The organism is Pannonibacter phragmitetus, from assembly GCF_050510895.1.
GTDB classification, from domain to species: Bacteria; Pseudomonadota; Alphaproteobacteria; order Rhizobiales; family Stappiaceae; genus Pannonibacter; species Pannonibacter phragmitetus_B.
Genome location: NZ_JBNINT010000001.1, coordinates 3,825,828 through 3,846,808 on the forward strand (window position 1 = coordinate 3,825,828; position 20,981 = coordinate 3,846,808).

Annotated in this window: 24 protein-coding genes, 1 pseudogene and 1 riboswitch; of the genes and pseudogenes, 16 read left to right on the plus strand and 9 right to left on the minus strand. The window is 62.0% G+C overall.

Annotated features, from left to right (window positions below; all coding sequences use genetic code 11):
* Nucleotides 1–109 precede the first annotated feature (109 nt).
* A complete protein-coding gene (locus ACQB61_RS18365; RefSeq protein WP_430513787.1) occupies nt 110–304 on the plus strand; it encodes a hypothetical protein in 195 nt (64 codons plus the stop codon).
* A 229-nt stretch (nt 305–533) separates the two neighbouring features.
* Here the strand turns inward: ACQB61_RS18365 and ACQB61_RS18370 are convergent, their stop codons facing one another.
* A complete protein-coding gene (locus ACQB61_RS18370) occupies nt 534–1,226 on the minus strand; it encodes a 2-dehydro-3-deoxy-6-phosphogalactonate aldolase (protein WP_430513788.1) in 693 nt (230 codons plus the stop codon).
* Between the two features lie 218 nt (nt 1,227–1,444).
* On the opposite strand from ACQB61_RS18370, the gene ACQB61_RS18375 reads away from it, so the two are divergent.
* From ACQB61_RS18375 to ACQB61_RS18410, 8 genes and pseudogenes are all read left to right on the plus strand, one after another.
* On the plus strand, nt 1,445–2,611 hold the full coding sequence (locus tag ACQB61_RS18375) for a phosphoserine transaminase (RefSeq protein ID WP_430513789.1): 1,167 nt from the start codon (nt 1,445–1,447) through the stop codon (nt 2,609–2,611).
* Nucleotides 2,611–3,845 (plus strand): annotated as a pseudogene (locus ACQB61_RS18380) (aspartate aminotransferase family protein). The gene ACQB61_RS18375 and the pseudogene ACQB61_RS18380 overlap by 1 nt, the downstream one beginning before the upstream one ends.
* Nucleotides 3,838–5,028, plus strand: coding sequence for an amino acid aminotransferase (locus tag ACQB61_RS18385; RefSeq protein ID WP_430513790.1), 1,191 nt, complete (start codon nt 3,838–3,840; stop codon nt 5,026–5,028). Before ACQB61_RS18380 ends, ACQB61_RS18385 begins: the two are co-directional and overlap by 8 nt.
* A gap of 577 nt (nt 5,029–5,605) precedes the next feature.
* Complete coding sequence (locus ACQB61_RS18390) at nt 5,606–6,952, plus strand: PLP-dependent aminotransferase family protein (protein ID WP_430513791.1); 1,347 nt, start codon at nt 5,606–5,608, stop codon at nt 6,950–6,952.
* 16 nt (nt 6,953–6,968) lie between these two features.
* The gene (locus ACQB61_RS18395; RefSeq protein ID WP_430513792.1) at nt 6,969–7,973 is read left to right on the plus strand and encodes a carbon-nitrogen hydrolase family protein; all 1,005 of its coding nucleotides are present in this window, start codon (nt 6,969–6,971) and stop codon (nt 7,971–7,973) included.
* A 310-nt stretch (nt 7,974–8,283) separates the two neighbouring features.
* The gene (locus tag ACQB61_RS18400; protein WP_430513793.1) at nt 8,284–8,535 is read left to right on the plus strand and encodes a hypothetical protein; all 252 of its coding nucleotides are present in this window, start codon (nt 8,284–8,286) and stop codon (nt 8,533–8,535) included.
* Nucleotides 8,536–8,859: 324 nt separating this feature from the next.
* Nucleotides 8,860–9,132 carry a YjhX family toxin gene (locus tag ACQB61_RS18405; protein WP_430513794.1) on the plus strand — a complete coding sequence of 91 codons (273 nt, stop codon included), beginning with the start codon at nt 8,860–8,862 and terminating at the stop codon, nt 9,130–9,132.
* Nucleotides 9,129–9,629 (plus strand): GNAT family N-acetyltransferase, encoded by a 501-nt coding sequence (locus ACQB61_RS18410; RefSeq protein WP_430513795.1) that lies wholly within the window; start codon nt 9,129–9,131, stop codon nt 9,627–9,629. Before ACQB61_RS18405 ends, ACQB61_RS18410 begins: the two co-directional genes overlap by 4 nt.
* 51 nt (nt 9,630–9,680) lie before the next feature.
* Here the strand turns inward: ACQB61_RS18410 and ACQB61_RS18415 are convergent, their stop codons facing one another.
* Entirely contained in the window at nt 9,681–10,037 is a 357-nt protein-coding gene (locus ACQB61_RS18415) for a GNAT family N-acetyltransferase (protein WP_430513796.1), read from the minus strand.
* A 312-nt stretch (nt 10,038–10,349) separates the two neighbouring features.
* Nucleotides 10,350–10,464, plus strand: a riboswitch (TPP riboswitch).
* A 73-nt stretch (nt 10,465–10,537) separates the two neighbouring features.
* On the opposite strand from ACQB61_RS18415, the gene thiO reads away from it, so the two are divergent.
* Genes thiO through ACQB61_RS18435 form a run of 4 tightly spaced genes read left to right on the plus strand, consistent with a single transcriptional unit; the run spans nt 10,538 to nt 13,161 of the window.
* Nucleotides 10,538–11,587, plus strand: coding sequence for a glycine oxidase ThiO (gene thiO, locus ACQB61_RS18420; protein WP_430513797.1), 1,050 nt, complete (start codon nt 10,538–10,540; stop codon nt 11,585–11,587).
* Complete coding sequence (thiS, locus tag ACQB61_RS18425; protein ID WP_430513798.1) at nt 11,584–11,781, plus strand: sulfur carrier protein ThiS; 198 nt, start codon at nt 11,584–11,586, stop codon at nt 11,779–11,781. Before thiO ends, thiS begins: the two co-directional genes overlap by 4 nt.
* Nucleotide 11,782: 1 nt before the next feature.
* The gene (locus ACQB61_RS18430; protein WP_430513799.1) at nt 11,783–12,559 is read left to right on the plus strand and encodes a thiazole synthase; all 777 of its coding nucleotides are present in this window, start codon (nt 11,783–11,785) and stop codon (nt 12,557–12,559) included.
* A complete protein-coding gene (locus tag ACQB61_RS18435; RefSeq protein WP_430513800.1) occupies nt 12,556–13,161 on the plus strand; it encodes a thiamine phosphate synthase in 606 nt (201 codons plus the stop codon). Before ACQB61_RS18430 ends, ACQB61_RS18435 begins: the two co-directional genes overlap by 4 nt.
* Before the next feature lie 24 nt (nt 13,162–13,185).
* Here the strand turns inward: ACQB61_RS18435 and ACQB61_RS18440 are convergent, their stop codons facing one another.
* The 4 genes from ACQB61_RS18440 to ACQB61_RS18455 all read right to left on the minus strand — a co-directional run bounded on the left by ACQB61_RS18440 (nt 13,186) and on the right by ACQB61_RS18455 (nt 17,219).
* Nucleotides 13,186–14,790: a CHASE domain-containing protein gene (locus tag ACQB61_RS18440; RefSeq protein WP_430513801.1), complete on the minus strand. Its 1,605-nt coding sequence runs from the start codon at nt 14,788–14,790 to the stop codon at nt 13,186–13,188.
* Between the two features lie 112 nt (nt 14,791–14,902).
* Nucleotides 14,903–15,988 carry a sensor histidine kinase gene (locus ACQB61_RS18445; protein WP_430513802.1) on the minus strand — a complete coding sequence of 362 codons (1,086 nt, stop codon included), beginning with the start codon at nt 15,986–15,988 and terminating at the stop codon, nt 14,903–14,905.
* An 87-nt stretch (nt 15,989–16,075) separates the two neighbouring features.
* Complete coding sequence (locus tag ACQB61_RS18450) at nt 16,076–16,240, minus strand: DUF1328 domain-containing protein (protein ID WP_430513803.1); 165 nt, start codon at nt 16,238–16,240, stop codon at nt 16,076–16,078.
* A gap of 181 nt (nt 16,241–16,421) precedes the next feature.
* Nucleotides 16,422–17,219, minus strand: coding sequence for a response regulator (locus ACQB61_RS18455; RefSeq protein WP_430513804.1), 798 nt, complete (start codon nt 17,217–17,219; stop codon nt 16,422–16,424).
* A gap of 191 nt (nt 17,220–17,410) precedes the next feature.
* On the opposite strand from ACQB61_RS18455, the gene ACQB61_RS18460 reads away from it, so the two are divergent.
* The 3 genes from ACQB61_RS18460 (at nt 17,411) to ACQB61_RS18470 (ending at nt 18,965) form a co-directional block, all read left to right on the plus strand.
* On the plus strand, nt 17,411–17,599 hold the full coding sequence (locus tag ACQB61_RS18460; RefSeq protein WP_430513805.1) for a NepR family anti-sigma factor: 189 nt from the start codon (nt 17,411–17,413) through the stop codon (nt 17,597–17,599).
* A complete protein-coding gene (locus ACQB61_RS18465) occupies nt 17,596–18,183 on the plus strand; it encodes an RNA polymerase sigma factor (protein WP_430513806.1) in 588 nt (195 codons plus the stop codon). The genes ACQB61_RS18460 and ACQB61_RS18465 overlap by 4 nt, the downstream gene beginning before the upstream one ends.
* A 104-nt stretch (nt 18,184–18,287) precedes the next feature.
* Nucleotides 18,288–18,965, plus strand: a complete 678-nt coding sequence (locus ACQB61_RS18470; RefSeq protein ID WP_430513807.1) for a diacylglycerol/lipid kinase family protein — start codon at nt 18,288–18,290, stop codon at nt 18,963–18,965.
* 254 nt (nt 18,966–19,219) lie between these two features.
* On the opposite strand, the gene ACQB61_RS18475 is transcribed toward ACQB61_RS18470, so the two are convergent.
* The 3 genes from ACQB61_RS18475 to ACQB61_RS18485 form a co-directional block, all read right to left on the minus strand.
* Nucleotides 19,220–19,711, minus strand: a complete 492-nt coding sequence (locus ACQB61_RS18475) for a hypothetical protein (RefSeq protein ID WP_430513808.1) — start codon at nt 19,709–19,711, stop codon at nt 19,220–19,222.
* Between the two features lie 3 nt (nt 19,712–19,714).
* Entirely contained in the window at nt 19,715–20,017 is a 303-nt protein-coding gene (locus ACQB61_RS18480; RefSeq protein ID WP_430513809.1) for a DUF883 family protein, read from the minus strand.
* Nucleotides 20,018–20,118: 101 nt separating this feature from the next.
* Nucleotides 20,119–20,889 (minus strand): PRC-barrel domain-containing protein, encoded by a 771-nt coding sequence (locus ACQB61_RS18485; RefSeq protein WP_430513810.1) that lies wholly within the window; start codon nt 20,887–20,889, stop codon nt 20,119–20,121.
* Nucleotides 20,890–20,981: the final 92 nt, after the last annotated feature.

Genomic DNA, 20,981 nt, shown 5'->3' on the forward strand with positions numbered 1-20,981 from the left:
ATGCGGGGCCCACAGGCGCGTTCTGGGCCTTTGCAGCGTGGATGACGTTCGCCGTGATCCCGCGCACGACCGGCATGAGGCCATTCGGCTTCATTCACCGGAACTTTTTGTGCCCGAGCAACTACCCTGGACGATGGTCAATCTGGTCCAGGCAATCCTGGTCGGCTGTCTGTGGATCGGTATCGACGTGGCATTCTACGCTGCGCTCATCGGTGTGCCGATCGTCGTTCTGATGCTGATCGTCGCGGTTCTGGAGCCCGACATTGAAGCACAAGCAATAGCGATTCCGGTGGAAGGAGCGTAACGCTCACACCCGGTGATGCAGCTGCTGACGGCCAGGATCAGGCTTTGACGTGCCGGATCCCGGCCCAAAGTTGTCCGCCGCGAAGCCGGTCAACTTGCCGGTCCGGAAGATCCCGGTTCCGATGCCGGGGAGGCGGTCAACAGCGCAAGCACAGGCTCGCAGTTGACCGCCTCCCCGGCTTCACCGGGAATCCGCGGCTACAATCGGTGATCGAGCGCGGCGCCATCCCTCATGATGAAATTCTGCCGGTCTCAACACACCCGCCGGCGATGCTTCGCCAGGCCGCGACATAGGCCCGGGCCCGAAGCCTGATATCTTCGAGCGATCGTCCGGGGGCGTAGAGATTGCCGCCGGTTCCGAAACCGGTCGCACCGGCCCGTACCCATTCGGCCATTGCTTCTGGCGTAATCCCTCCGGTCGGCATCAGCGGAATCTCCTTCGCGATCACAGCACGCCATGCCTTCAGCACGGCGGGAGAAATCGCTTCCGCAGGAAAAACCTTGAGGCCGTCGGCACCTGCGTCCAGAGCTGCGAACGCTTCGGTGGGTGTTGCGACCCCCGGAAAACAAGCGAGTCCGTGGTCCTTGGCTGCACGAACGACCTTGAGATCGGCATGCGGCATGACGATGAGCCTGCCGCCGGCTTGCACCACCTGGCTGACCTGCTCAGGCCGCATGACCGTGCCTGCTCCGATGAGAGCGGTACCGCCGAAGCGGCTGGCAAGCTTTTCGATGCTGGAAAGCGGGTCAGGGGAATTGAGCGGAATTTCGATAAGCCGGAAGCCTTCCTCGACCAGGATCCCGGTCACGTCTTCGGCGTCTTGAGGCGGAATCCAGCGCAGCACGGCGAATAGCGGGCAGCTCGCGAGGGCGCCCGTCAAGGCTTGTGTGGTGCTCTCAGCTGGATCCAAGTGAATGTTCATTTGTATGCTCCACTTCAAATTTACCCATACAATCTGTCTGCCGAGGATTTTGAGGCAACTCCTTTGAATGCCTGCTGCAATCTGCCGCACGTATTTCGGCGGCTTATCCGTCTGGTGCTTATCGCCGGATTCGCAATATCAGATTATGTATGGCTTATAACCATACTTATTAAACGATATTGTCTTTGTCTAGTTGGACGAGATGGAAAGGATCTGACATGAGTGGAAACGCCCCCAGACCAGCGAAAAGACCCACAAACCCCAACTTCTCGTCAGGTCCCTGCGCGAAGCGCCCAGGCTGGACGCTGCAGGCGTTGAACGGCGCTGCATTGGGCCGGTCGCACCGGTCCAAGCCGGGCAAGGCCAAGCTTCGGGAAGTGATCGACCTCACGCGCGAAGTCCTGGGAGTTCCGGCAGACTATCGCATCGCCATCGTCCCGGGGTCGGACACGGGAGCCGTCGAGATGGCGCTTTGGGGCCTCCTCGGACCGCGCGGCGTGGATGTGTTCGCCTGGGAGAGCTTCGGCGGTGATTGGGTCACCGACATTACCAGGGAGTTGCCGATCCAGGACCGCAGGGTCTTCCAGGCGCCCTATGGAGAGCTGCCGGACCTGACACAGGCTGATCCAGACCGGGACACGATCTTCACCTGGAACGGAACGACGTCCGGCGTGCGTGTGCCCAACGGTGACTGGATTTCCGACAATCGAACCGGATTGACGATCTGCGATGCGACCTCAGCCGCCTTCGCAATGGACCTGCCCTGGTCAAAACTCGATGTGACGACCTGGTCCTGGCAGAAGGTGCTGGGTGGAGAGGGTGCCCACGGCATGATCGTCCTCAGTCCGCGCGCGGCTGAGCGGCTGGTCAATCACGTGCCGCAATGGCCGATGCCGAAGCTCTTCCGCATGGTGCAGAATGGCGTTCTGACCGAAGGGCTATTCGCCGGCGAGACGATCAATACGCCGTCCCTCCTGGCCGTCGAGGATGCGATCGACGGGTTGCGTTGGGCGCGCGGCATCGGCGGCCTTCCCGCGTTGATAGCCCGGTGCCGGAAGAATTTCGAGCGTGTCGAGACCTGGATCAAACAGAACGACTGGTGCGATTTCCTCGCCAGCCGCAGCGACATTCGGTCGGAAACATCGATCTGTCTCAAGATCGTCGATCCGTTGCTGGCGGCTGATCCGGCCCGTCAAGCGGAGCTGGCGAATGCCATTTCGAGCCTGATGGCGCAGGAGCAGGTGGCACTTGATGTTGGCGCCTATCGAACCGCGCCTCCTGGCTTTCGGCTCTGGGCTGGCGCGACGATTGATGCGGAAGATCTCGGTATTGCCCTCGAGTGGCTTACCTGGGGCTACCAGCAGGTCAGCCAGGGAGACCAATAATGAGCGCCCTCGCAAAGGTTTCACAGCATGATGAAGGCAGGGATTATCTCTATCCCTGCTTCTCACGAGCGGACGTGAGCTTCTCCCGCGGAGACGGTGCCTGGCTGGAGGGTACCGATGGCATTCGCTATCTCGACTTTGCCACCGGCATCGCCGTTACAGGCTTAGGCCACTCTCATCCAAAGCTGGTCGATGCCTTGGTCCGGCAAGGGAAGAAGCTCTGGCACGTATCGAATACCGTAGAGATTCCCGAGCAGGCGGAACTGGCACGGTTGCTTTGCGAAAACACCTTTGCCGATCGCGTCTTTTTCAACAATTCGGGTGCGGAAGCAGTCGAGACAGCCATAAAGACGGCAAGGCGCTACCAGTTCGTTTCGGGCAAACCGGAGCGCTTTGACATCGTGACATTCGAAGGCGCCTTCCACGGCAGGACGCTGGCGACGATTGCTGCCGGTGGCCGTGAGAAGTATCTCGAAGGCTTTGGGCCGCCAGCGCCGGGGTTCACCGTTGTTCCGTTCGGGGACATGGCCGCGCTCGCTGCAGCCTGCGGCGCTGGAGCCGCTGCGGTTTTGCTCGAGCCCATTCAGGGGAAAGTGGCGTCCGCCGGCTGGGAGCGGAAATCCTCAGACAGGTTCGTGAGATTTGCGATCGCACAGGCACCCTCCTGATCTTCGACGAGGTGCAAACCGGGATTGGCCGGGTCGGAAATCTCTTTGCCTATCAGGGAACGGGCACGGCGCCGGACATTCTTGCCGCTGCAAAGGGGCTCGGAAACGGCTTTCCTGTAGCCGCTTGCCTTGCGACTGAAAGTGCGGCTGCCGGGATGATGCCTGGAACGCATGGAAGCACGTTCGGCGGAAATCCGCTCGCGATGACGATCGCTTCCGAGGTGGTGAAGATCGTCGCGAACGAAGCCTTCCTGAGCGAGGTCAGACGCGTAGCCGCAAAGCTGCGCACCGCCCTTGAGGCGCTGTCAGCGCTCTATCCGGAGGTCTTTCCCGAGGTCCGCGGCGAAGGCCTCCTTCTCGGCCTCCGCTGCGGCCCGCCCGTGGCTGAGGTGGCGGCTGCTGCACGGGCAAACGGGATGCTTTCTGCCGCCGCCGCAGAGAATGTGCTGCGGCTCCTGCCTCCGCTCATCATAACGGATGCAGAGATAGAGGAAGCGTTCACCTGCCTGAACCGTGTGGGGATTGCCCTGACGGCGAGGCCGGGACGGGAGGGCGAAAATGCTTGAGGCATTGCCGACCCCTCCGGTCGATCCCATCCTCGCTCTTGGCGGCGCCGTACGCTCAGACCGCCGCTCGGACAAGCTGGATCTGGGGATCGGTGTGTTCCGCGACGAAGCCGGGCATACGCCGATCATGCAGGCGGTTCGCGAGGCCGAACGCCGCCTCCTTGATGACCGCACTACGAAAACCTATGTAGGCGCGCGCGGCGATCTGCGCTTCGCCGACGCTGTCGCACAACTCATACTCGGAACGGGCAGGCCGGAAAGGCTGACCGGTATTCAGGCGACCGGCGGAACCGGCGCGCTGCGCGTGCTGGCCGGGCTGGTTGCTCGCGCAAGGAGGGATGTCGCTGTCTGGGTGCCGGAGCCGACGTGGCTCAATCATCAGACAATCTTCGCGGATGCCGGGCTGAAGACTGCAGGCTATCCTTACTATGACCGGACGGAACTGCGGGTCCGTCCCGATCTGCTGCTGGCAAAGCTGGAGACCATCCCGGCGGGTGATGTCGTTCTCTTCCACGGATGCTGCCACAACCCCTGTGGAGCCGATCTGCCGTTCGAGGCATGGGAAGCCATTGCTGAGGTGATGGGCAAGCGAGGGCTCATTCCGTTCGTCGACCTGGCCTATCAAGGGTTCGGACGCGGGCTCGATGAAGACGCTGCCGGCGTCCGTTTGCTCGCAGCGAAGATGCCGGAGCTACTGATCGCCTTTTCCTGTTCGAAGAATTTCGGCCTCTATTCGGAGCGAACGGGATGTGCCCTGGTCCTTGCTGAGAATGAAGCGCGTGCAAGGTTAGCAGGCGAGCATATGGCTCTCGTCGCAAGGCCGCTCTACTCTATGCCGCCAGACCACGGCAGCGCGATCGTCCGCACGATTCTGGAGGATGCAGAGTTGGCAGCCTCCTGGCGAATTGAGCTCAGCGAGATGACTCAATCAATCCTGGACAACCGGCGTGCGCTGGCGGCCGCGTTCCGCAACGCAACGGGCACGACCGGCTTTGACTACTTGGAGAACGGGAGCGGCATGTTTTCGCTCCTTAACCTGTCCCCCGGAGAAATACTGACGCTGCGGGAAGAACGGGGCATCTATATCGTCGAAGACGGCCGGATCAACGTGGCGGGACTGCCAACACAACGCGTGACAGATTTCGTGCACGCGGTCACGGATGCCTTGGCAAGACGAACCTGATCGAGATGCCGCGCCCGTTGCCTGATAGGGTCAGGCGACGGGCCTTGTCTGACCAAGGCGCCGTTCATCCAGCGGACGGCGTCAGCAATCCCGCCGAATGGATAGAGATAGTAGAGGGCCGGACGAAGCGCTTCGGGTCTGCCTCATTTGTCAGCGCAGAAAGAAGGCCATCAATATCCGATTGCGAGCAGAGACGGCGCGAGGAAAAAATAGGAACGGTGCAGCTTTCCGACCCTTTCGTTCACATGATCAGCATCAGACGGCGGAGGCTTGGCAATCGCAGTCTTGGGCGGACCCCGCGTAGGCTGCACTGTGGCCGATCCGCATCGCAGAGGGATTGTCTCGCCAGGACTGGATCGCCCGGCAGGGAACCCAAGCCGACAAATACCTCAGTCGATATAGTCATCAGGGTGAAAGACCAGCATATTCTCACCCTCGTAGAGGCAGTCTGCCAAGCAGACTTGACGCAATCCGGTCTTTCATTCACTAGCCATACATGCTAGATGCATTGTATGTGAAATGACCATACAGATACGAGGGCAACATGTGGCGACCGCGACTGATCGAAACCGCGCGCATGAAATACCTCGGCATTGTCGAGGCGCTGGAGGCCGATCTTCGGTCCGGGCGGGTTGCCCGCGGCGAGCGACTGCCGCCGCAACGTGCGATTGCCGAGGCTCTCGAGGTGGACCTGACGACCGTAACCAGGGCCTTCAATGAGGCCCGCCGCCGGGGACTTGTCGAAGCGCACGCGGGTCGGGGCACCTTCATCAGCGAAAAGCCGGAAGGTGCAGATCCGCTCGATCAAAGCCACCCGCTGATCGACCTCAGCATGAACATTCCTCCGCAACCGGCGGCAACCGACTTTCGGAAGATCTTCCCGCAAGGAATCGCGGGCATTCTTGGCAGTCCACGCGGGCTTCTCAGTCTGCATTATCAGGAGAGCAACGGGGCGGAAGCTGATCGGGCAGCGGCTGCCGGTTGGCTGGACCAGCGCATAAGCGGAACCACGGCCGAACGTGTTGTCGTGACCGGTGGAGCGCAGTGCGCGCTATTTGCCCTTTGTGAGCTGTTGGTTGGACAAGGCGATGTCGTTGCCGCCGGAGCGATGACTTATCCGGGTCTGAAGGCTGTCGCCGTACAGCGCGGGCTCACCATTGAGCCTCTGGCGATGGATGAGCACGGCATCATTCCCGATGCGTTCGAGCGCGTTTGTCGAGAAAAGGCGCCCAAGGCGCTCTATGCCGTTCCGACAATCGACAATCCGACGACGGCGACACTGCCCGAAGAACGCCGCCGCGCCCTGGCGTCGCTCGCCCGTAAATACGAGGTCGCGATCATCGAGGATGACCCCTACGCTCCGTTAAGGCCTGAGCGCATTCCTGCAATGGCGGAGCTTGCCGGCGATATTACCTGGCATATCGCGACCCTGTCCAAATGCGCGACGCCGGCTCTGCGCGTGGCCTATGTGGTCGCGCCAAGCGCAAGCAAGGCACTGAGGCTGGCGTCCGTTCTGCGTGCGACCATTCTGATGGTGCCTCCCCTCATGTCGGCCCTGGCCAGCCGCTGGATTTCCGAAGGCACGCTGGACGAGATCGCCACAGCCATCAGCGCGGAGAATGTTGAACGCCAGAGGCTGGCGGCGGCCATTTTGGGAGAGGCAAGCATTGCCGCCGATCCCCACGGGCATCACCTCTGGCTGCGCCTGCCTGATCATTGGCGCGCTGCGGATTTCGCCGAGCATGCCGATCGGGCCGGTGTTTCCATCGTTCCAAGCTCGGCATTCGCCACAACTGCTCATCCAATAGAGGCGGTCAGAATTTCGGTCGGCGTCGCTCCCGATCGTGGCGCTCTGGAGGATGGTCTGACGCAACTCGCGAGTCTGCTTTCCCAGCCATCGCTGGGAACGCGCGCTGTCGTATAGCTTTTGAGGTATTCCGATGTCGCAGATCTTTAAAGCAGCTGTTGTTCAAGCCGCTCCGGTCCTTTTCGATACTCCCCGGACGATCGAAAAGGTCGCGGACCTGACAAGGGCAGCCGCTTCCCAGGACGCCTGTTTGGTCGTCTTTCCTGAAGCCTTCGTCGGCGGCTATCCCAAGGGGCTCGATTTTGGGGCCCGGCTTGGAATGCGGAGTCCGGAGGGTCGCGAGGATTTCCGCCGCTATTATGAGAGCGCCATCGAACTGCCGAGCCCGGAGGCGGCGAGGCTTGGCGAAATCGCGCGCAACAATGGCGTTCATCTCGTGCTTGGCATCATCGAACGCGACGGCGGCACGCTGTACTGCACCGCGGTCACCTATGATCCCGCCGGACGGCTGGTTGGAAAGCACCGCAAGCTCATGCCGACGGCGCTCGAAAGGCTCGTATGGGGCTTCGGCGACGGATCGACCATCGGCGTGGCGGAAACCGCGCTAGGCCGCATCGGCAGTGTGATCTGCTGGGAAAACTACATGCCGCTGCTGCGAATGGCGATGTACGCCCAGGGCGTCGAGCTTTACTGTGCTCCCACGGTCGATGACCGCGACACCTGGCTGCCAACGATGCGCACGATCGCACTCGAGGGGCGCTGCTTCGTCCTCTCTGCCTGTCAGCATTTCACTCGTGGCGACGGTCCTGCTGACTATTCACCGATCCAGGGCGACGACCCGGCCACGGTTCTGATCAGGGGCGGGTCTTGCATCATCGACCCGCTTGGGAACGTTCTGGTTGAGCCGGACTTCTCCGGGGAGGCGATAAAGATCGCCGAGATCGACCGGCGCGTCATCGTCCGCGGCAAGTACGACCTCGACGTGGCCGGTCACTATGCCCGGCCCGACGTCTTCAGACTTTCCGTGGACACAAGGTCCAAGGCAGCAGTCTCATTTCCCCAGCTTCGGCCCGACGCTTTGAGCGGGAAGGAAGCCGGTGAGCATGAGCCGCAAGAGGCGATGGACTGTTCGGTCTAAGTGCAGCCGAACTGGCAGGCATCCAGTCCGGTTTCACCGCATCGTTCCATATCACCTTCCTGGCCATGACCCTTGGCTTGGCGGGCTATAATACGATGCTGACAGTCGGTGTTCACGTGAGAGTGCCGCGTTTTGAAACGGTTTCAAGCTCCGGGCCTTTGCAGATATGTGCCCGGCCCTTGGTATCGTCGAGCGCTTGCGGGCTGCCGGCAAAACGCCGCCGCACGCGGGCCAACGACCCCGGCGATGAAGGCCAGGACTGGCAGGGCAGCAAGTTCCGCAAGTCATCGGGCTGAGCCAGTGGATTGATGTGGCAGGGCCGGAGACGGCAAAGCTGGGCTTCATGATTGCAGCCATCCTCGCGCCTTCTGCAATTTATCTCGGAGGGACGCTGCCCTGGAGTGTCCGCAAACGTCTTGCCGGCTGGCTTGAACTTGCCACATCGAACCCATTTGAAGGGGCGCGGGTTCTGCAGCCGCAAATCCTTGTTCCGCAGAACTCCGCGACGGATGCGGTCGCCTTTGGCGCCGCAGCAGCGATCCTTCACGAGTTGCGCGGCTAATCCCTGCCGGGTGAGAGTACAAACCGTTCGACGGCCACAGGAACTCACACCACGCGGCGGGCCCCTCTCCTACGCAGAATCGGAGAACGGATGTCCTTGCAAAGGCCGGGAAGGGCCGTTGCCTGTACGCTATTGACGGTGTGCCTGCCCTGGCGTTAAATCGCGGCCGTCCAATCCAAGCCAACAGGGGATTGTAGATGCTGGAGCTTGTGACCACCCGCTGATTGTCCCGATCGACCGGGACATCCAGATGCACCCGTTTCGCCGCGGCGGTTTTGCCGTGCCCGAAGGGTGCCAGGGTGATTTCTGTACACAGGCTTTTCCATGAACATCTCTCGCAGCGAACAGCGCGTTCTGCACGTGCTGGCGCAAGGCGGCTATATCCGTCATCACCGGTCCGGCAGCGGCCGCATAACGGACGTGCAGTGCTTCACGCGCGACGGCCTTATTCTGTCCGATTGCACGCCCGAGGTCTTTGCCAAACTGCGGCGCAAGCGCCTCATTGAATCCAGAGCATCCAGCCCCTACCGGATTTCCGGCAAGGGACGCCTCTGCGTCCGGGCTCAGCCCGACAACCGTCAGGAGGCATTCGCATGATCATCCGCCCCGAAATGGCTGCAGACAGTCCGGCGATCCGCCGCGTGGTCACCGAAGCGCTCAAGATGCTGGCGCAATCCACGGGCACCGAGGCCGCGATTGTCGAGGCGCTACGGGCCGATGGAGCCCTTGCGCTTTCACTCATCGCCGAAGAGGACGGCGAGGTAACGGGTTATCTCGCCGCCTCCTGGGCCCGCATAGGAGCGGACGGTCCCTGGGGGCTGATCGGCCCTCTGGCGGTGCTGCCCGAACGGCATCGTCAAGGCATTGGCACGGCGCTGATGCGCGAAGCTCTGCGCCAGTTCAGGCCGCTGGCGCGAGGGGCAGCACTGTTGGGCAGCCCGGCCTATTATGCCCGGTTTGGCTTCCGGGCCTTTCCCGGTCTGGGTGTCACCGGCGTTCCTTCCAGCGTGGTTCTGGCGTTGCCTTTCGATGGGCAGGCGCCGCAGGGTGAGCTGATCCATCACCCCGCCTTCGGACTGAACCAGCCGGACTGACAATTGGCCGGGCCGCATCATCACAGGATGCGGCCCGGCCATTCTTTGCCCTCAGAGGGGCTTGTCGAGGCGAAGCTGGATCAGCTCAAAGGACAAGCCGTTGTCATCCACCTGACGCCGGCTCACCTCCATGAAGCCCAGCCTGCGGTAAAAGCCGTGGGCGGCCTCATTGCGGGCATAGACCTCAAGCTCCAGGCTGCTGCGGCTCTTGAGCGCGTGGTTCACAAGCGCCCTGCCAAGGCCGCGCCCGTGTTGCGCCGGGTCTACAAAAAGACCGCCGATAAAGTCATCCAGGAGGCCAATGAAGCCGGCCGGCTGGCCATTCACTTCGATGATCCAGGTTTCGGCCATGGGCAGATAGACCTCTGCGGTCAGCTTCTGCTGTGCGTCGAGCCGGTCCTGGCCCAAAAGGGATGGCCCAGCTCGGAAGCTGTCCGCCAGATACGAAGCAGGCAGGAGGTATCATCCAGCCGGTACGGCCTGATGCAAAGTTCAGTCATGTTCATATTTCCGTCTGTCAGGCGCAAATGCGCACAATCAATCATTCGGCCGAATGGCCGCTCACCCCGCAGGGTCAAACTGGATTGAAGCGTCTGCGCATAAATCTCCCTGACTGACTAACTCTGTCCTAGACGCACGGGCCCTCCAGGTCAACACAGCGCGTCACACCGCACGGTCTCTCCCGCAATTGACAATCCTGCCTGCTGGGCGCAATGGTTGGGCTTCACCTTGGGAGTCCCGTGCAAGGGGCTGAGATACTGCTGGCGATGCAGCGCAGTGACCCGTTGAACCTGATCCAGTTCACGCTGGCGGAGGGATGGTGCGTGATGCGAGGCAAGGGCTTTGGCCGTCCGCAGCATCACAAGGCCTTCCGCCCGTGAGCGCGATGCCACGGAAGCCGGAAGCGGATGAGCCTGACACACGCAGGTCTTTCTCACGCAGCTGAAACAGCCGCGGTTCTCGTTCGCGGGGCCGGAGTTGCCGGGCTTGCTGCGGCGCTGGAACTGTCGCGCCGGGGGCTTTCTGTGACAGTCGCAGACACCAATTCAAAGCCCGGACATGGTGCCTCCTTCTATGCCGGCGGCATGCTGGCGCCCTGGTGCGAGGCCGAAACCGCCGGGCCTGAAGTGCTGAAACTGGGGCTGGAAGCCGCAGACTGGTGGGATGCAGCCGTTCCAGGGCTCGTGTCCCGCAAGGGCACGCTGGTTCTGTGCCCGCCGCGTGATCAGGTGGAACTGCGCCGTTTTGCCAGCCGCTCCTCTGGCCACCGCATGGTGGATGCTGCGGAGATTGCAGAGCTGGAACCTGTTCTGGCGGGACGCTTCAGGACCGGGCTGTTCTTCGAGGAAGAGGCACATCTTGATCCGCGCCTTGCCATGACGGCGCTCTGGAAGCAGCTGGAAGCGCAAGGCGTCAGCTTCAGGCTCGGGGATGAGGCGCAAGGGGCAGAGACGGACGCATCCCTTGTGATCGACTGCAGCGGGCCGGGTGCCATTGGCCGGATGCCGGGTCTGCGCGGTGTGCGCGGCGAGATGCTGTATCTGGAGACCACGGAAATCTCCCTGTCGCGCCCCGTGCGCCTGCTGCATCCGCGCCATCCGCTCTATGTGGTTCCGCGCGGCAGAGGGCGCTTCATGGTGGGCGCCACCATGATTGAAAGCGACGACGGCGGCCCGGTCACGGCCCGCTCGGTGATGGAACTGGCCAACACCGCCTATGCGCTGCATCCGGCCTTTGGCGAAGCGCGCATTGTGGAACTGGGCGCCGGCGTGCGCCCAGCCTTTGACGACAACATGCCCCGCGTGGTGACAGAGCCGGAACGCCTGCCGCAGGGGGCAGATCTGGCTGTTGCCGGCATGTACCGGCACGGCTTCCTGCTCGCCCCGGCGCTGGCGCGGCAGGCAGCGGATATGGCCGCACGGCAGCTGATGGAAACCAGAGGAGGTGCAAACCCATGAATGTGCTGGTGAATGGCGAGGCAGTGACCTGTGCGGCGGAAACCCTCCCCGCCCTGCTGCTGGAACTCGAGTATGAGGGCGACTGGCTGGCCACCGCCGTCAACGGCGAGCTGGTGCCGCGCGAGGCACGGGACACCTGCGCGCTGAACGAGGGCGACCGGATCGAAATCCTGTCCCCCATGCAGGGAGGTTGAGATGAACCTGACACTCTATGGCTGCGAGGTCTCGTCGCGGATGCTGCTGGGCACGGCCCGCTATCCTTCTCCTGCCGTGCTGGCCGATGCCGTACGCAGCTCGAAGGCGGAGATTGTCACCGTGTCGCTGCGCCGGGAAACGGCGGGCGGGCGAAATGGCGGTGCCTTTTTCCAGATGATCCGGGATCTGGGTGTCAGGGTGCTGCCCAATACTGCCGGATGCCACAGCGCCTCAGAGGCGGTGCTGACAGCGAAAATGGCGCGGGAGGTGTTCGGTACGAACTGGATCAAGCTGGAGGTCATCGGCCACCACGACACGCTGCAGCCGGATGTTTTCGAGCTGGTGGAGGCCGCACGCATTCTCAGTGCAGAAGGCTTCGAGGTATTTCCCTACACCACCGATGACCTGATCGTGGGGGAGAAGCTGCTGGCCGCCGGATGTCAGGTGCTGATGCCCTGGTGTGCGCCCATCGGCACGGCCGCGGGCCCTCAGAACCTGGCCGCATTGCGCTCCATGCGCGCAGCCTTTCCGGACGTGCCGCAGATCATCGACGCCGGCCTTGGCCGCCCTTCGCATGCCACAACGGTGATGGAGCTTGGCTTTGATGCGGTTCTGCTCAACACGGCTGTCGCCGGGGCGGGCGATCCGGTGGCCATGGCACAAGCCTTTGCCGGTGCAGTGGAGGCCGGGCGTACGGGATATCTGGCCGGACTGCTTGAACCAAGGGACATGGCCGTGCCATCAACCCCCATCATTGGCAAGGGAGCCTTCGGATGAAGCTTGATCCGTTCTATCTGATCGTGGACAGCGCAGACTGGATCACCCGCCTCGTGCCTCAGGGCGTGAAGCTGGTGCAGCTGCGCGTCAAGGACTGCGAACCTGCAGAACTGCGCCGCCAGATCCGCGAGGCAAAAGCCGTTTGCGAGGCCAATGGCGCGACGCTGGTGCTGAATGACTACTGGCAATTGGCGATCGACGAAGGCTGCAGCTGGCTGCACCTGGGGCAGGAGGATCTGGCAGAGGCCGATCTTGCCGCCATCCGCCGCGCCGGGCTGAAGCTGGGGCTCTCCACCCATGATGAGGCCGAACTTGAGACGGCGCTCGCCGCAAAGCCCGATTATGTGGCGTTGGGGCCGGTCTATCCCACCATCCTGAAGGAGTTGAAGTGGGCGCCACAGGGGCTGGAAAGGCTCGGCATCTGGAAGAAGCGTATTGGCGCGCTGCCGCTCATCGGCATTGGCGGTCTGACACCGGAACGGGCGGAGGCGGCACTTGCAGCCGGGGCAGACAGCGCGGCGGTTGCCACCGACATCACCCGCAGTGCAGATCCGGAAGCGCGCGTGCGTGAATGGCTGGCAGCGACGGCCCGCTGGCGCTAAGCGTCAGCGGATGGAGACTGGAGCTCAAGCCTGCAGCGGCACAGTCATGCGCACGATCAGGCCATGGTCTGTGAACTCACGCTCGATCTTGCCACCCAGTTCGCCGCGGACACTGGCGTCAATCAGCCGTGTACCGAAGCCCTTGCTCGTGCCCGGCTCAACAGCTTGCGCGGATTGTTCCATCCACACCAGTTGCAGAAGCTTGCCCTTGGGGGCCGCTTCCAGCGTCCAGTCCACGGTCAGTGATCCTCCGTCATCCCCGACGCGGGCATATTTAAGCGCGTTGGTTGCCAGCTCGTGGAAGACAAGGCTCAGGGCGTGAGCTGCCTTCTCGTTAAGGACAACCGGAGGCCCGCACAGTTTTTCACGCTGGAGTGCTTCGCCGAACACCTGCTCCAGTTCCTGCTCCAGAAGCTCATTGAGCCCCGCACGCTGCCAGCGCGACCGTGTCAGCAGGTCCTGCGCATTGGCCATGGCCTGCAACCTTGCGGCAAAGGAAGAGGAAAAATTCTCCAGTGACGAGGAACTGCTGGCCGTTTGCCGGGCAATGGCGAGAATGCGCGCTATGGAATTCTTGATCCGGTGCTTCATTTCCTGAAGCATCAGATCCTTTTCGGCGATGGTCTGCTGCGACATGGTTTCCAGGTCGCGGCGGGCGGCAACGGCCCGGTTCTGATTGCGGATGGAGACGGCCAATGCCGCCGCGAACAGCATCGAGAACGTGCAGATCAGCAGGGAGCGCCAATGCGCCGTGACGCCGTTCTCAATATCAGGTTGCCGTACCTGCACGAGCCAGTCACGGCCCGCGACGGTGATTTCTCCCGCCATGGACTGGAAGCTCTGTTCCGAAAGTTTCACAAAGCCTTCGGACCGGAAAAGAACAGGCTGAGTGGAACTGTCAGCCCCTTGATCCGTCACTTCGACTTCGACAGGCAGTTCCTGCGGGTACGTTAAAGACGCAAGAATGAGATCTCCTGCGCGCACCGGAGCGTAGATGAAGCCATCCGGCTGCCCGCCTGCCTCATCTTCCAGCGCACGCGGCTGGGTTCCGCGAAAGGGACTGTAGACCAGAAAGCCTGCCTGTTTTTCTGTTCCAGTCTCCTGCACCAGTTCGACCGGAGCAGAGGCATGGGGCTTTCCGGTCTGCATGGCCCGGGACATGGCATCCCGGCGCAGAGGCTCGCTGAACATGTCATACCCGATGGCCCGGGCATTGCGGGGGTCCTGCGGCTCCAGCATCACTATGGGAGTGCGCCACTCTTCTGCGGTGACGGTGGGCCAGACGGCGGCCTTAGGCCCGAAATGGACGGATAATGCTTCATTCACAGGAGCCTCAGCCCCGGTGCGGATCAGCTGAGCAAACCCGACGCCCTGCAGCCCGCGGAGCTGGCCAGTCAGCTCAAGCCCCAGAACGAAGGTGCGAAACTCGTTGTGTCCGGCAATGCCTCCCGCAGCCTCGAAAAAGGCCTGAGTGGCAGCCAATACGCCGAGCTGCTGGTCAATTCGGCTGCTGACCCTGTCCACCGCTTCCCGGGCCACGGCTTCAAACCGCTGCCGCTCTGCCGTTGTTTCAGCCTGAAAAACGGCCCAGGTCAGCCACAGTCCAACGCAGGACACGGCAAAGAACACGGCCGGGGAGATACTTTCTCATGACATCTGCAACCGTGCTCAGGGGACAGGGGATTAAACACACCCTGCCGGTAAAGGGAGTAAACGGTGCGCCTTGTCAGTTTTCAATAGGTTACGTTAGGGTAGTCTGCTGAATTTTCGGGGTTACCCCCATCTGGCCAGAGAAATCAGGCCGGATGGGGCTCCAGGGAAACTCGACGCTGTATGTCACAAGGCGCGGCGTGAGGCTGTAGCTGGCCTTGCCGTTGACAGCCTGCGGCACCACCCGCTCAAGCACCGTGCTGCCAAAATGGCGGTCATAAGCCGTGCGGGACGCCTGCCCAGCACCTGCCAGAGTGTCCGTTTCGCTGGCCTGCGGCGTCACGGTTTCGATCCAGACGATTTCCGCCACAGGCACGCCCTCCTGCTTGCTCACCCTGCAGCGCACCGTCACCGGCGGACCGGCGGTCAGCGCAGTTCCGTAGCTGACGGCATTGACCATCAGTTCGTGCAGCGCGAGCCCCACATGCAAGGCCGCATTCGGGTCAAGCAGGGCGTTGTCACCCAGCACCTCGACCAGATGCGGGTTTTGCGGAACATAACGGCTGACCTGCTGGCGCACCAGATCCTCAAAATAGGCGCCATGCCAATTGGAATCGGTCACCAGATCCTGCGATTGAGCGAGCGAGTGCAGCCGCCCCCGGAACTTGGCCAGAAACTGGTCCATGCGGGTTGAGTGCCGCGCCGTCTGCGATGCAATGCTCTGAATAATGGCAAGAAGGTTCTTGGAGCGGTGGCTGACTTCGCGCAGGAGAGCCCGGAGCACTTTCTCGCGGCGTGTCTTTTCGGTGAGGTCGGCAATCGTCGTCAGCAGATAGGGCCGCGCGCCAAAGGATGTCACCTGTTCCACATTGAAGGAAAAGACACCAGCGTCACCAAGATCAGCTTCAAGTGCGGCCGGCTCACCCGAAGCCATGACCTGCGCTTTGCTCGCCGCCAGCATTCCGGCCACCTCGTCGCCGAAGATTGCCGCATCCGTCGGCCGGTCAGCTTCCGGATCCAGTCTCCAGGGCGCAGGGAGATTGGCAGCATAGACGTAGTTCAACTGGCTGTCCTGAAGGGTAAGGCAGATGCCCGACCGCTCAAGCGCCAGCAGCAGATATTCACGCAGATGGGTCTCCGGCTGCCCCGGATCCTTCCAGATCAACCGATGAACCACCGGCGCCTCTCCAACTCTCGCAGAAAGGGGCCCCGCTGCTCTTGCAGCCAGCCCCTCCTGCTGTTCACTCGGAACATCACCTCTGCCCTAGCCCCGGCGCAGCACACCGGCAATCAGGGACAGCACCAGGAAGACCAGAAACACGAAGAACAGGATCTGTGCAATACCGGCAGAAGCACCGGCAATGCCACCAAACCCAAGGACACCTGCGATGACCGCAATCACAAGAAAAACAGCCGCGTAGTAAAGCATGTTCAGCTCCTTTCAAGGGGCGGAAGCCTTGTCTTTATTGACAGGAACTTCTCCGCCTTAAGAGTTCTGTTAACTTCCGCAACCCGGATGACCGGAGCATTTGGAAGCAGCTTGCTGATCATGAAACGGCTGAAGGACTGTCTGGTTCCATCATTTGCGATTCAAAGCAGGCAAAAGAGCCTCACTCGGCGGCAGCTCTCGCGCTTTCATCGAAGAACAGGGCCTGGCTGATCAGGGCCTTCACCATGTCCGGATTGAAAGGCTTGGTCACGAGGAACGCCGGTTCCGGGCGCTCGCCCGTCAGAAGACGCTCAGGGAAAGCGGTGATGAAGATGACCGGAACCGTCACGTCGGCGAGAATCTCGTTCACTGCATCCAGACCGGAGCTGCCGTCGGCCAGCTGAATATCGGCAAGGATCATCCGCGGCCGGGTCTCGCGGAACAGGTCAACGGCCTCCGCGTGGGTGCGGGCGATGCCGGTGACACGATGCCCCAGTCCTTCCACCATCTGCTCGATATCCATCGCGATCAGCGGCTCATCCTCGATGATCATGATATCGGTGGCCACCTGACGGGAAATGTCTTCTGCGGCCTCACGCAGCAGAGCGCCGAACTCGGTTTCCGTCACAGACAGAATATCGGCGGCCTGGGTTACTGTGAATTCCTCCACGGACACCAGCAGGAAGGCAAGGCGGCTGCGCGGCGGCAGCGACGCAAGGTAACTGGAGGCCCGCCGCTCCCAAAGGAACGGCGATTCCGACGTCTCGACCTCGATCAGCGTGGAACCAAAAAGCGTGGCAAAGAGTTTGTAAAGCGCAACCCGGTCATCCTGCGCTTCGGGCAGGAGCGACACATCGGCAATCAACGCCTCAAGGGTCGCCGCAACATAGGCATCGCCTGATGCCTGCGAGCCGGTCACGGCTCTGGCGTAGCGGCGCAGATAGCTCAGGTGAGGTGCAATACGGGTCGAAAGCGACATTAAAAACGCTCCATAGGGCTCCCGCGTGACGTCAGGAATTGACCCGCGCATTGGGAGAAACCGGATTGTGACAGCCCGCACGCGCGGGCATCTTGGAACAGGAACGGCTGGTTCCAAAAAGTTCCTCACGGCGGGAACTTTTTTGAGTGTCTGCATTTTCCTGACAGATACACAACGGATGCATGATGCCCATGAACGACTGGAAAAAGCCCGGAACACCGGACGCTGGCAACGGAGCGCTGAATGGCGCTCATGCGCAGCAGATCTCGGCCCGCCTCCGGCAGCTTTACGACACGGTGCAGAATGAAGGGATTCCCGACAGGTTTCTCGATCTTCTGGAACGCCTCGACGAAGCTGAGGAGAGGAGCCTGAAAAAATGATGGCAACAGAGACCGCAGCTCAGGCGCAGGTGGCAGACCCGCGCAAGATCTTCAAGCGTGAGATGCTCGCCTGCCTGCCAAGCCTGCGCGCCTTTGGCGTGTCGCTGACTGGCAACTCTGACAGAGCCGACGATCTGGTGCAGGACGCCATCATGAAGGCCTGGGCCAAGCAGGAAAGCTTCGAGCTGGGCACCAACATGAAGGCCTGGCTCTTCACCATCCTGCGCAATGAATTCTACAGCCAGGCCCGCAAACGCGGCCGCGAGGTGCAGGACAGCGACGGCCTGTTCACCGAACGTCTTGCTGTGCATCCGGGCCAATATGGCTCGCTTGACCTGCAGGACTTCCGCAAGGCGCTGGACGAGCTGCCCGATGATCAGCGCGAAGCCATCGTGCTGATTGGTGCATCCGGATTTTCCTATGAGGAGGCAGCAGAGATCTGCGGCTGTGCCATCGGAACGATCAAGAGCCGCGTCAACCGCGCCCGTAACCGTCTGCAGGAACGTTTGCAGATCAGCGGCGAAGAAGATTATGGCCCCGACAGCCTGTCGGCGCCGGCCACCCAGCAGCTGTTTCACGGCTGACCGCAAAGCAGCCCTTTGGCCTCGCCAGTAACGGGCAGAACAGTCCATCGTTCTGCCCGTTTGTGCTGTTTGAATGAAAGGCTGCAGCACGAAAGAGAGTCTGAATGCGCGTTACAGCACTTCTGAACCGGGATGGCGGCACATTGAAGACTGCCGACATTCAGGCTGTCTGCAATCAGATCGAGAAAGAGTTTTCCGCCGCCGGACACGAGGTGCAGTGCATCGTCACCTCGTCTGCCCGCCTTGAAGACAATCTGAAACGCATTGCCGGGGACCCGGCAGCAGAGGTCATCCTCGCCGGTGGCGGGGATGGAACCATTTCGGCTGCCGCTGCAATGGCCTATCAGTCCGGCAAGGTGCTGGGCGTACTGCCAGCCGGGACCATGAATCTCTTTGCCCGCTCGCTTACCATTCCCTTGCCGCTCGACAAGGCCATCACGGCCCTGGCAAAGGCAGACGTGGTGCGATCTGACATCGGCCTGATGAACGGCCGGCCCTTCGTGCATCAGTTTTCGCTCGGGCTGCAGGCGCAGATGATCCGTGAGCGCGACAAGGCGGAGCATGCCTCGCGCATCGCCAAGATGTGGGGCAGCTTCCGCGCATTCCTGCGCTCCACCTTCAGACCCTTTTCCTTCCGCGCAAGGCTGCGTACCGGCAGCGAGACGCGGCGCGGGCGGTTCAGCGTTATTGCCGTGTCCAACAACGTTTATGGCGAGGGCACACTGCCCTATGCGGCGCGGCTGGATGAGGGGTTCTGGGGGTCTACAGCGTCCACCGGCTGACTTCACTGGAGACGACACTGCTGGCGGCCGACCTTGCCCGTGGGGCGTGGCGCTCCAACGCCAACCTGATGTTTGACCGCGCCCGTGAAATCGAGGTGCATCTCTCCCTTCCATGCGCCGCAAGATTGGTGTGCTGGATGGCGAGCTGGTCGAGCTGCCGCTGACGGTCACCGTGAAGATCGAACCGAAGGCGCTGGCGGTGCTCCGGCCCTCCGCACCGGGCGCAATCTGATCCGCTTTCCTGTCTGATGCCCCTATAAGCCCTTCAAAACGCAGAACTCCCGGCACGAGGCCGGGATGAAACCAGTTGGCGGGAACGCAAGGGGCTTACTCGCTGTCAGATGGCCGGGCACGGCTGGCGAGGAAAAGGCCGGCGACAGCAAGAGCTGCCAGACCGATGGTTTTCCCCTTCCACCCGCCAGAAGCGGCGTGGCAGCAGCCAGAGCGACGGCATTGAGGGCACGCCTCTGTTCGCGCTTGCGCCGGTCCCGCCGGTTCAAAAGCATCATGATGGCCACCAGAATCGCAGCACAGGACAGCAACAGCAGCGCACCTGTGAAAAGGACGGCAACCGGATCATATCCGGTGCGGATAACCCAGATCACGGCGGCAGTGGTGCCAAAGCCCCAGGCGGTGAGGACCAGCAGGGCGCAGGCCCCAAGCAGCAGGACGCTGCGGCGAAACTGCCGCAGCCTTCCTTTTGCATCACCCAAGGTATCCAGGGCGAGGGAAGCCAGAAGGCGCATGGCTTAGCGCCGCATCAGCAGGGCTGCGAGCAGACCGACGCCCGCGGCAATGGCCAGCGACTGGAGCGGACGGGCGCGAACCTGGGTGGCAACCTTGCCTTCCAGGTCGGCAAGTTCCTTCTTGAGAGTTTCCAGCGCATCCTCTCCGGCGGCCTTCAGGTCATCTGCCTTGCCACTGCCATAGCTGGCGACGGCCTTGCCGAGATCGGCGACATCGGCCCGGACGCGGGTGATCCGCTCTTCCAGATCCTTGGCGGAAACAGACTTGCTGGTGTCATTTGCGGCATTCTGAACTGCTGCGGGCATGATATGCTCCTCTTGTCATGTTTTGCGGCCGGAAAGGCCGCCATTCGTCGGGAGATAGGGTTCCGGCTGATGGCGCCCGCAGAAGCGGGCGCCAGTCACGGTCAGCGGATGACCGTGGTTTCCGGGCTCTGCCTGTAGGCTTCGAGCGTATAGGCAGGGGCGTTCTCGATGGCCTCCGGCGTCACCGACGTGGTGGCCTGAATGGTGCCTTCGGCATCACGCTGGATCATCACGTTGGAAGCCTCAACGGCGACCGCCTTGCTGCCGATGCCAAGCACACCGCCTACATCAACCACATAGGCTTCGGCCTTTCCGGCAGGTGCCAGGACCACGTCCGAGATCTTGCCGGCGGTGTCGCCACCAGCCGTCATAACGTCGGTGCCGATCAGGCTTTCGGTGCTGATCACGTTAACGCCTGCAACCTGTTCGCCAGCTGCCTGACCTGTGGCACCGGTTCCCGGCACCGCCATGGTGGTGCCTGCGTTTTCATCCGTCAGACCGGCCGTTTCCTTCAGCTCGTCGATGACAGACGGGCCGGTCAGGCTGGTCTTGTCGAAGGCAGGCGCTGAATTCAGCTGCTGCGGCGTCATCTGCACCATCAGGCGGCTTTCGCCATTCTGGTCGATCCAGGTCAACTGATCAAAGGGAACGGCAACGTCCTTGCCTTCAGAATCAGCGGTGCTGTCGACCGAGATGATCACGGCATTCACTTCGCCCGTCTCGGTCATCGCCACATCGGAGACTGTGCCGATACGCTCGCCTTCGGTGGAGCCAGTCGCGTGGACATCTTCACCGATGAGGCTGCTGGCAGCAACCTCAGACGTGAGACCTGAAAGGCCAGAAGGAGCCATGGTGCCAGGCGTCTGGCTCATGTCCTGTCCGGGCATGACACCCGGCTGAGTACCTGCCGGCGCATCAGATGCTGCGGCAGGACTTTCGACAGGTTTCATCGTTCCTGTTGCGT

Bases quoted from the DNA above. Each gene is read 5' to 3' on its own strand.
- ACQB61_RS18370 (WP_430513788.1), bottom strand. From the start codon at position 1,226: ATGAACATTCACTTGGATCCAGCTGAGAGCACCACACAAGCCTTGACG.
- ACQB61_RS18375 (WP_430513789.1), top strand. From the start codon at position 1,445: ATGAGTGGAAACGCCCCCAGACCAGCGAAAAGACCCACAAACCCCAAC.
- ACQB61_RS18385 (WP_430513790.1), top strand. From the start codon at position 3,838: ATGCTTGAGGCATTGCCGACCCCTCCGGTCGATCCCATCCTCGCTCTT.
- ACQB61_RS18390 (WP_430513791.1), top strand. From the start codon at position 5,606: ATGAAATACCTCGGCATTGTCGAGGCGCTGGAGGCCGATCTTCGGTCC.
- ACQB61_RS18395 (WP_430513792.1), top strand. From the start codon at position 6,969: ATGTCGCAGATCTTTAAAGCAGCTGTTGTTCAAGCCGCTCCGGTCCTT.
- ACQB61_RS18405 (WP_430513794.1), top strand. From the start codon at position 8,860: ATGAACATCTCTCGCAGCGAACAGCGCGTTCTGCACGTGCTGGCGCAA.
- ACQB61_RS18410 (WP_430513795.1), top strand. From the start codon at position 9,129: ATGATCATCCGCCCCGAAATGGCTGCAGACAGTCCGGCGATCCGCCGC.
- thiO (WP_430513797.1), top strand. From the start codon at position 10,538: ATGAGCCTGACACACGCAGGTCTTTCTCACGCAGCTGAAACAGCCGCG.
- thiS (WP_430513798.1), top strand. From the start codon at position 11,584: ATGAATGTGCTGGTGAATGGCGAGGCAGTGACCTGTGCGGCGGAAACC.
- ACQB61_RS18430 (WP_430513799.1), top strand. From the start codon at position 11,783: ATGAACCTGACACTCTATGGCTGCGAGGTCTCGTCGCGGATGCTGCTG.
- ACQB61_RS18435 (WP_430513800.1), top strand. From the start codon at position 12,556: ATGAAGCTTGATCCGTTCTATCTGATCGTGGACAGCGCAGACTGGATC.
- ACQB61_RS18450 (WP_430513803.1), bottom strand. From the start codon at position 16,240: ATGCTTTACTACGCGGCTGTTTTTCTTGTGATTGCGGTCATCGCAGGT.
- ACQB61_RS18455 (WP_430513804.1), bottom strand. From the start codon at position 17,219: ATGTCGCTTTCGACCCGTATTGCACCTCACCTGAGCTATCTGCGCCGC.
- ACQB61_RS18460 (WP_430513805.1), top strand. From the start codon at position 17,411: ATGAACGACTGGAAAAAGCCCGGAACACCGGACGCTGGCAACGGAGCG.
- ACQB61_RS18465 (WP_430513806.1), top strand. From the start codon at position 17,596: ATGATGGCAACAGAGACCGCAGCTCAGGCGCAGGTGGCAGACCCGCGC.
- ACQB61_RS18470 (WP_430513807.1), top strand. From the start codon at position 18,288: ATGCGCGTTACAGCACTTCTGAACCGGGATGGCGGCACATTGAAGACT.
- ACQB61_RS18475 (WP_430513808.1), bottom strand. From the start codon at position 19,711: ATGCGCCTTCTGGCTTCCCTCGCCCTGGATACCTTGGGTGATGCAAAA.
- ACQB61_RS18480 (WP_430513809.1), bottom strand. From the start codon at position 20,017: ATGCCCGCAGCAGTTCAGAATGCCGCAAATGACACCAGCAAGTCTGTT.
- ACQB61_RS18485 (WP_430513810.1), bottom strand. From the start codon at position 20,889: ATGAGCCAGACGCCTGGCACCATGGCTCCTTCTGGCCTTTCAGGTCTC.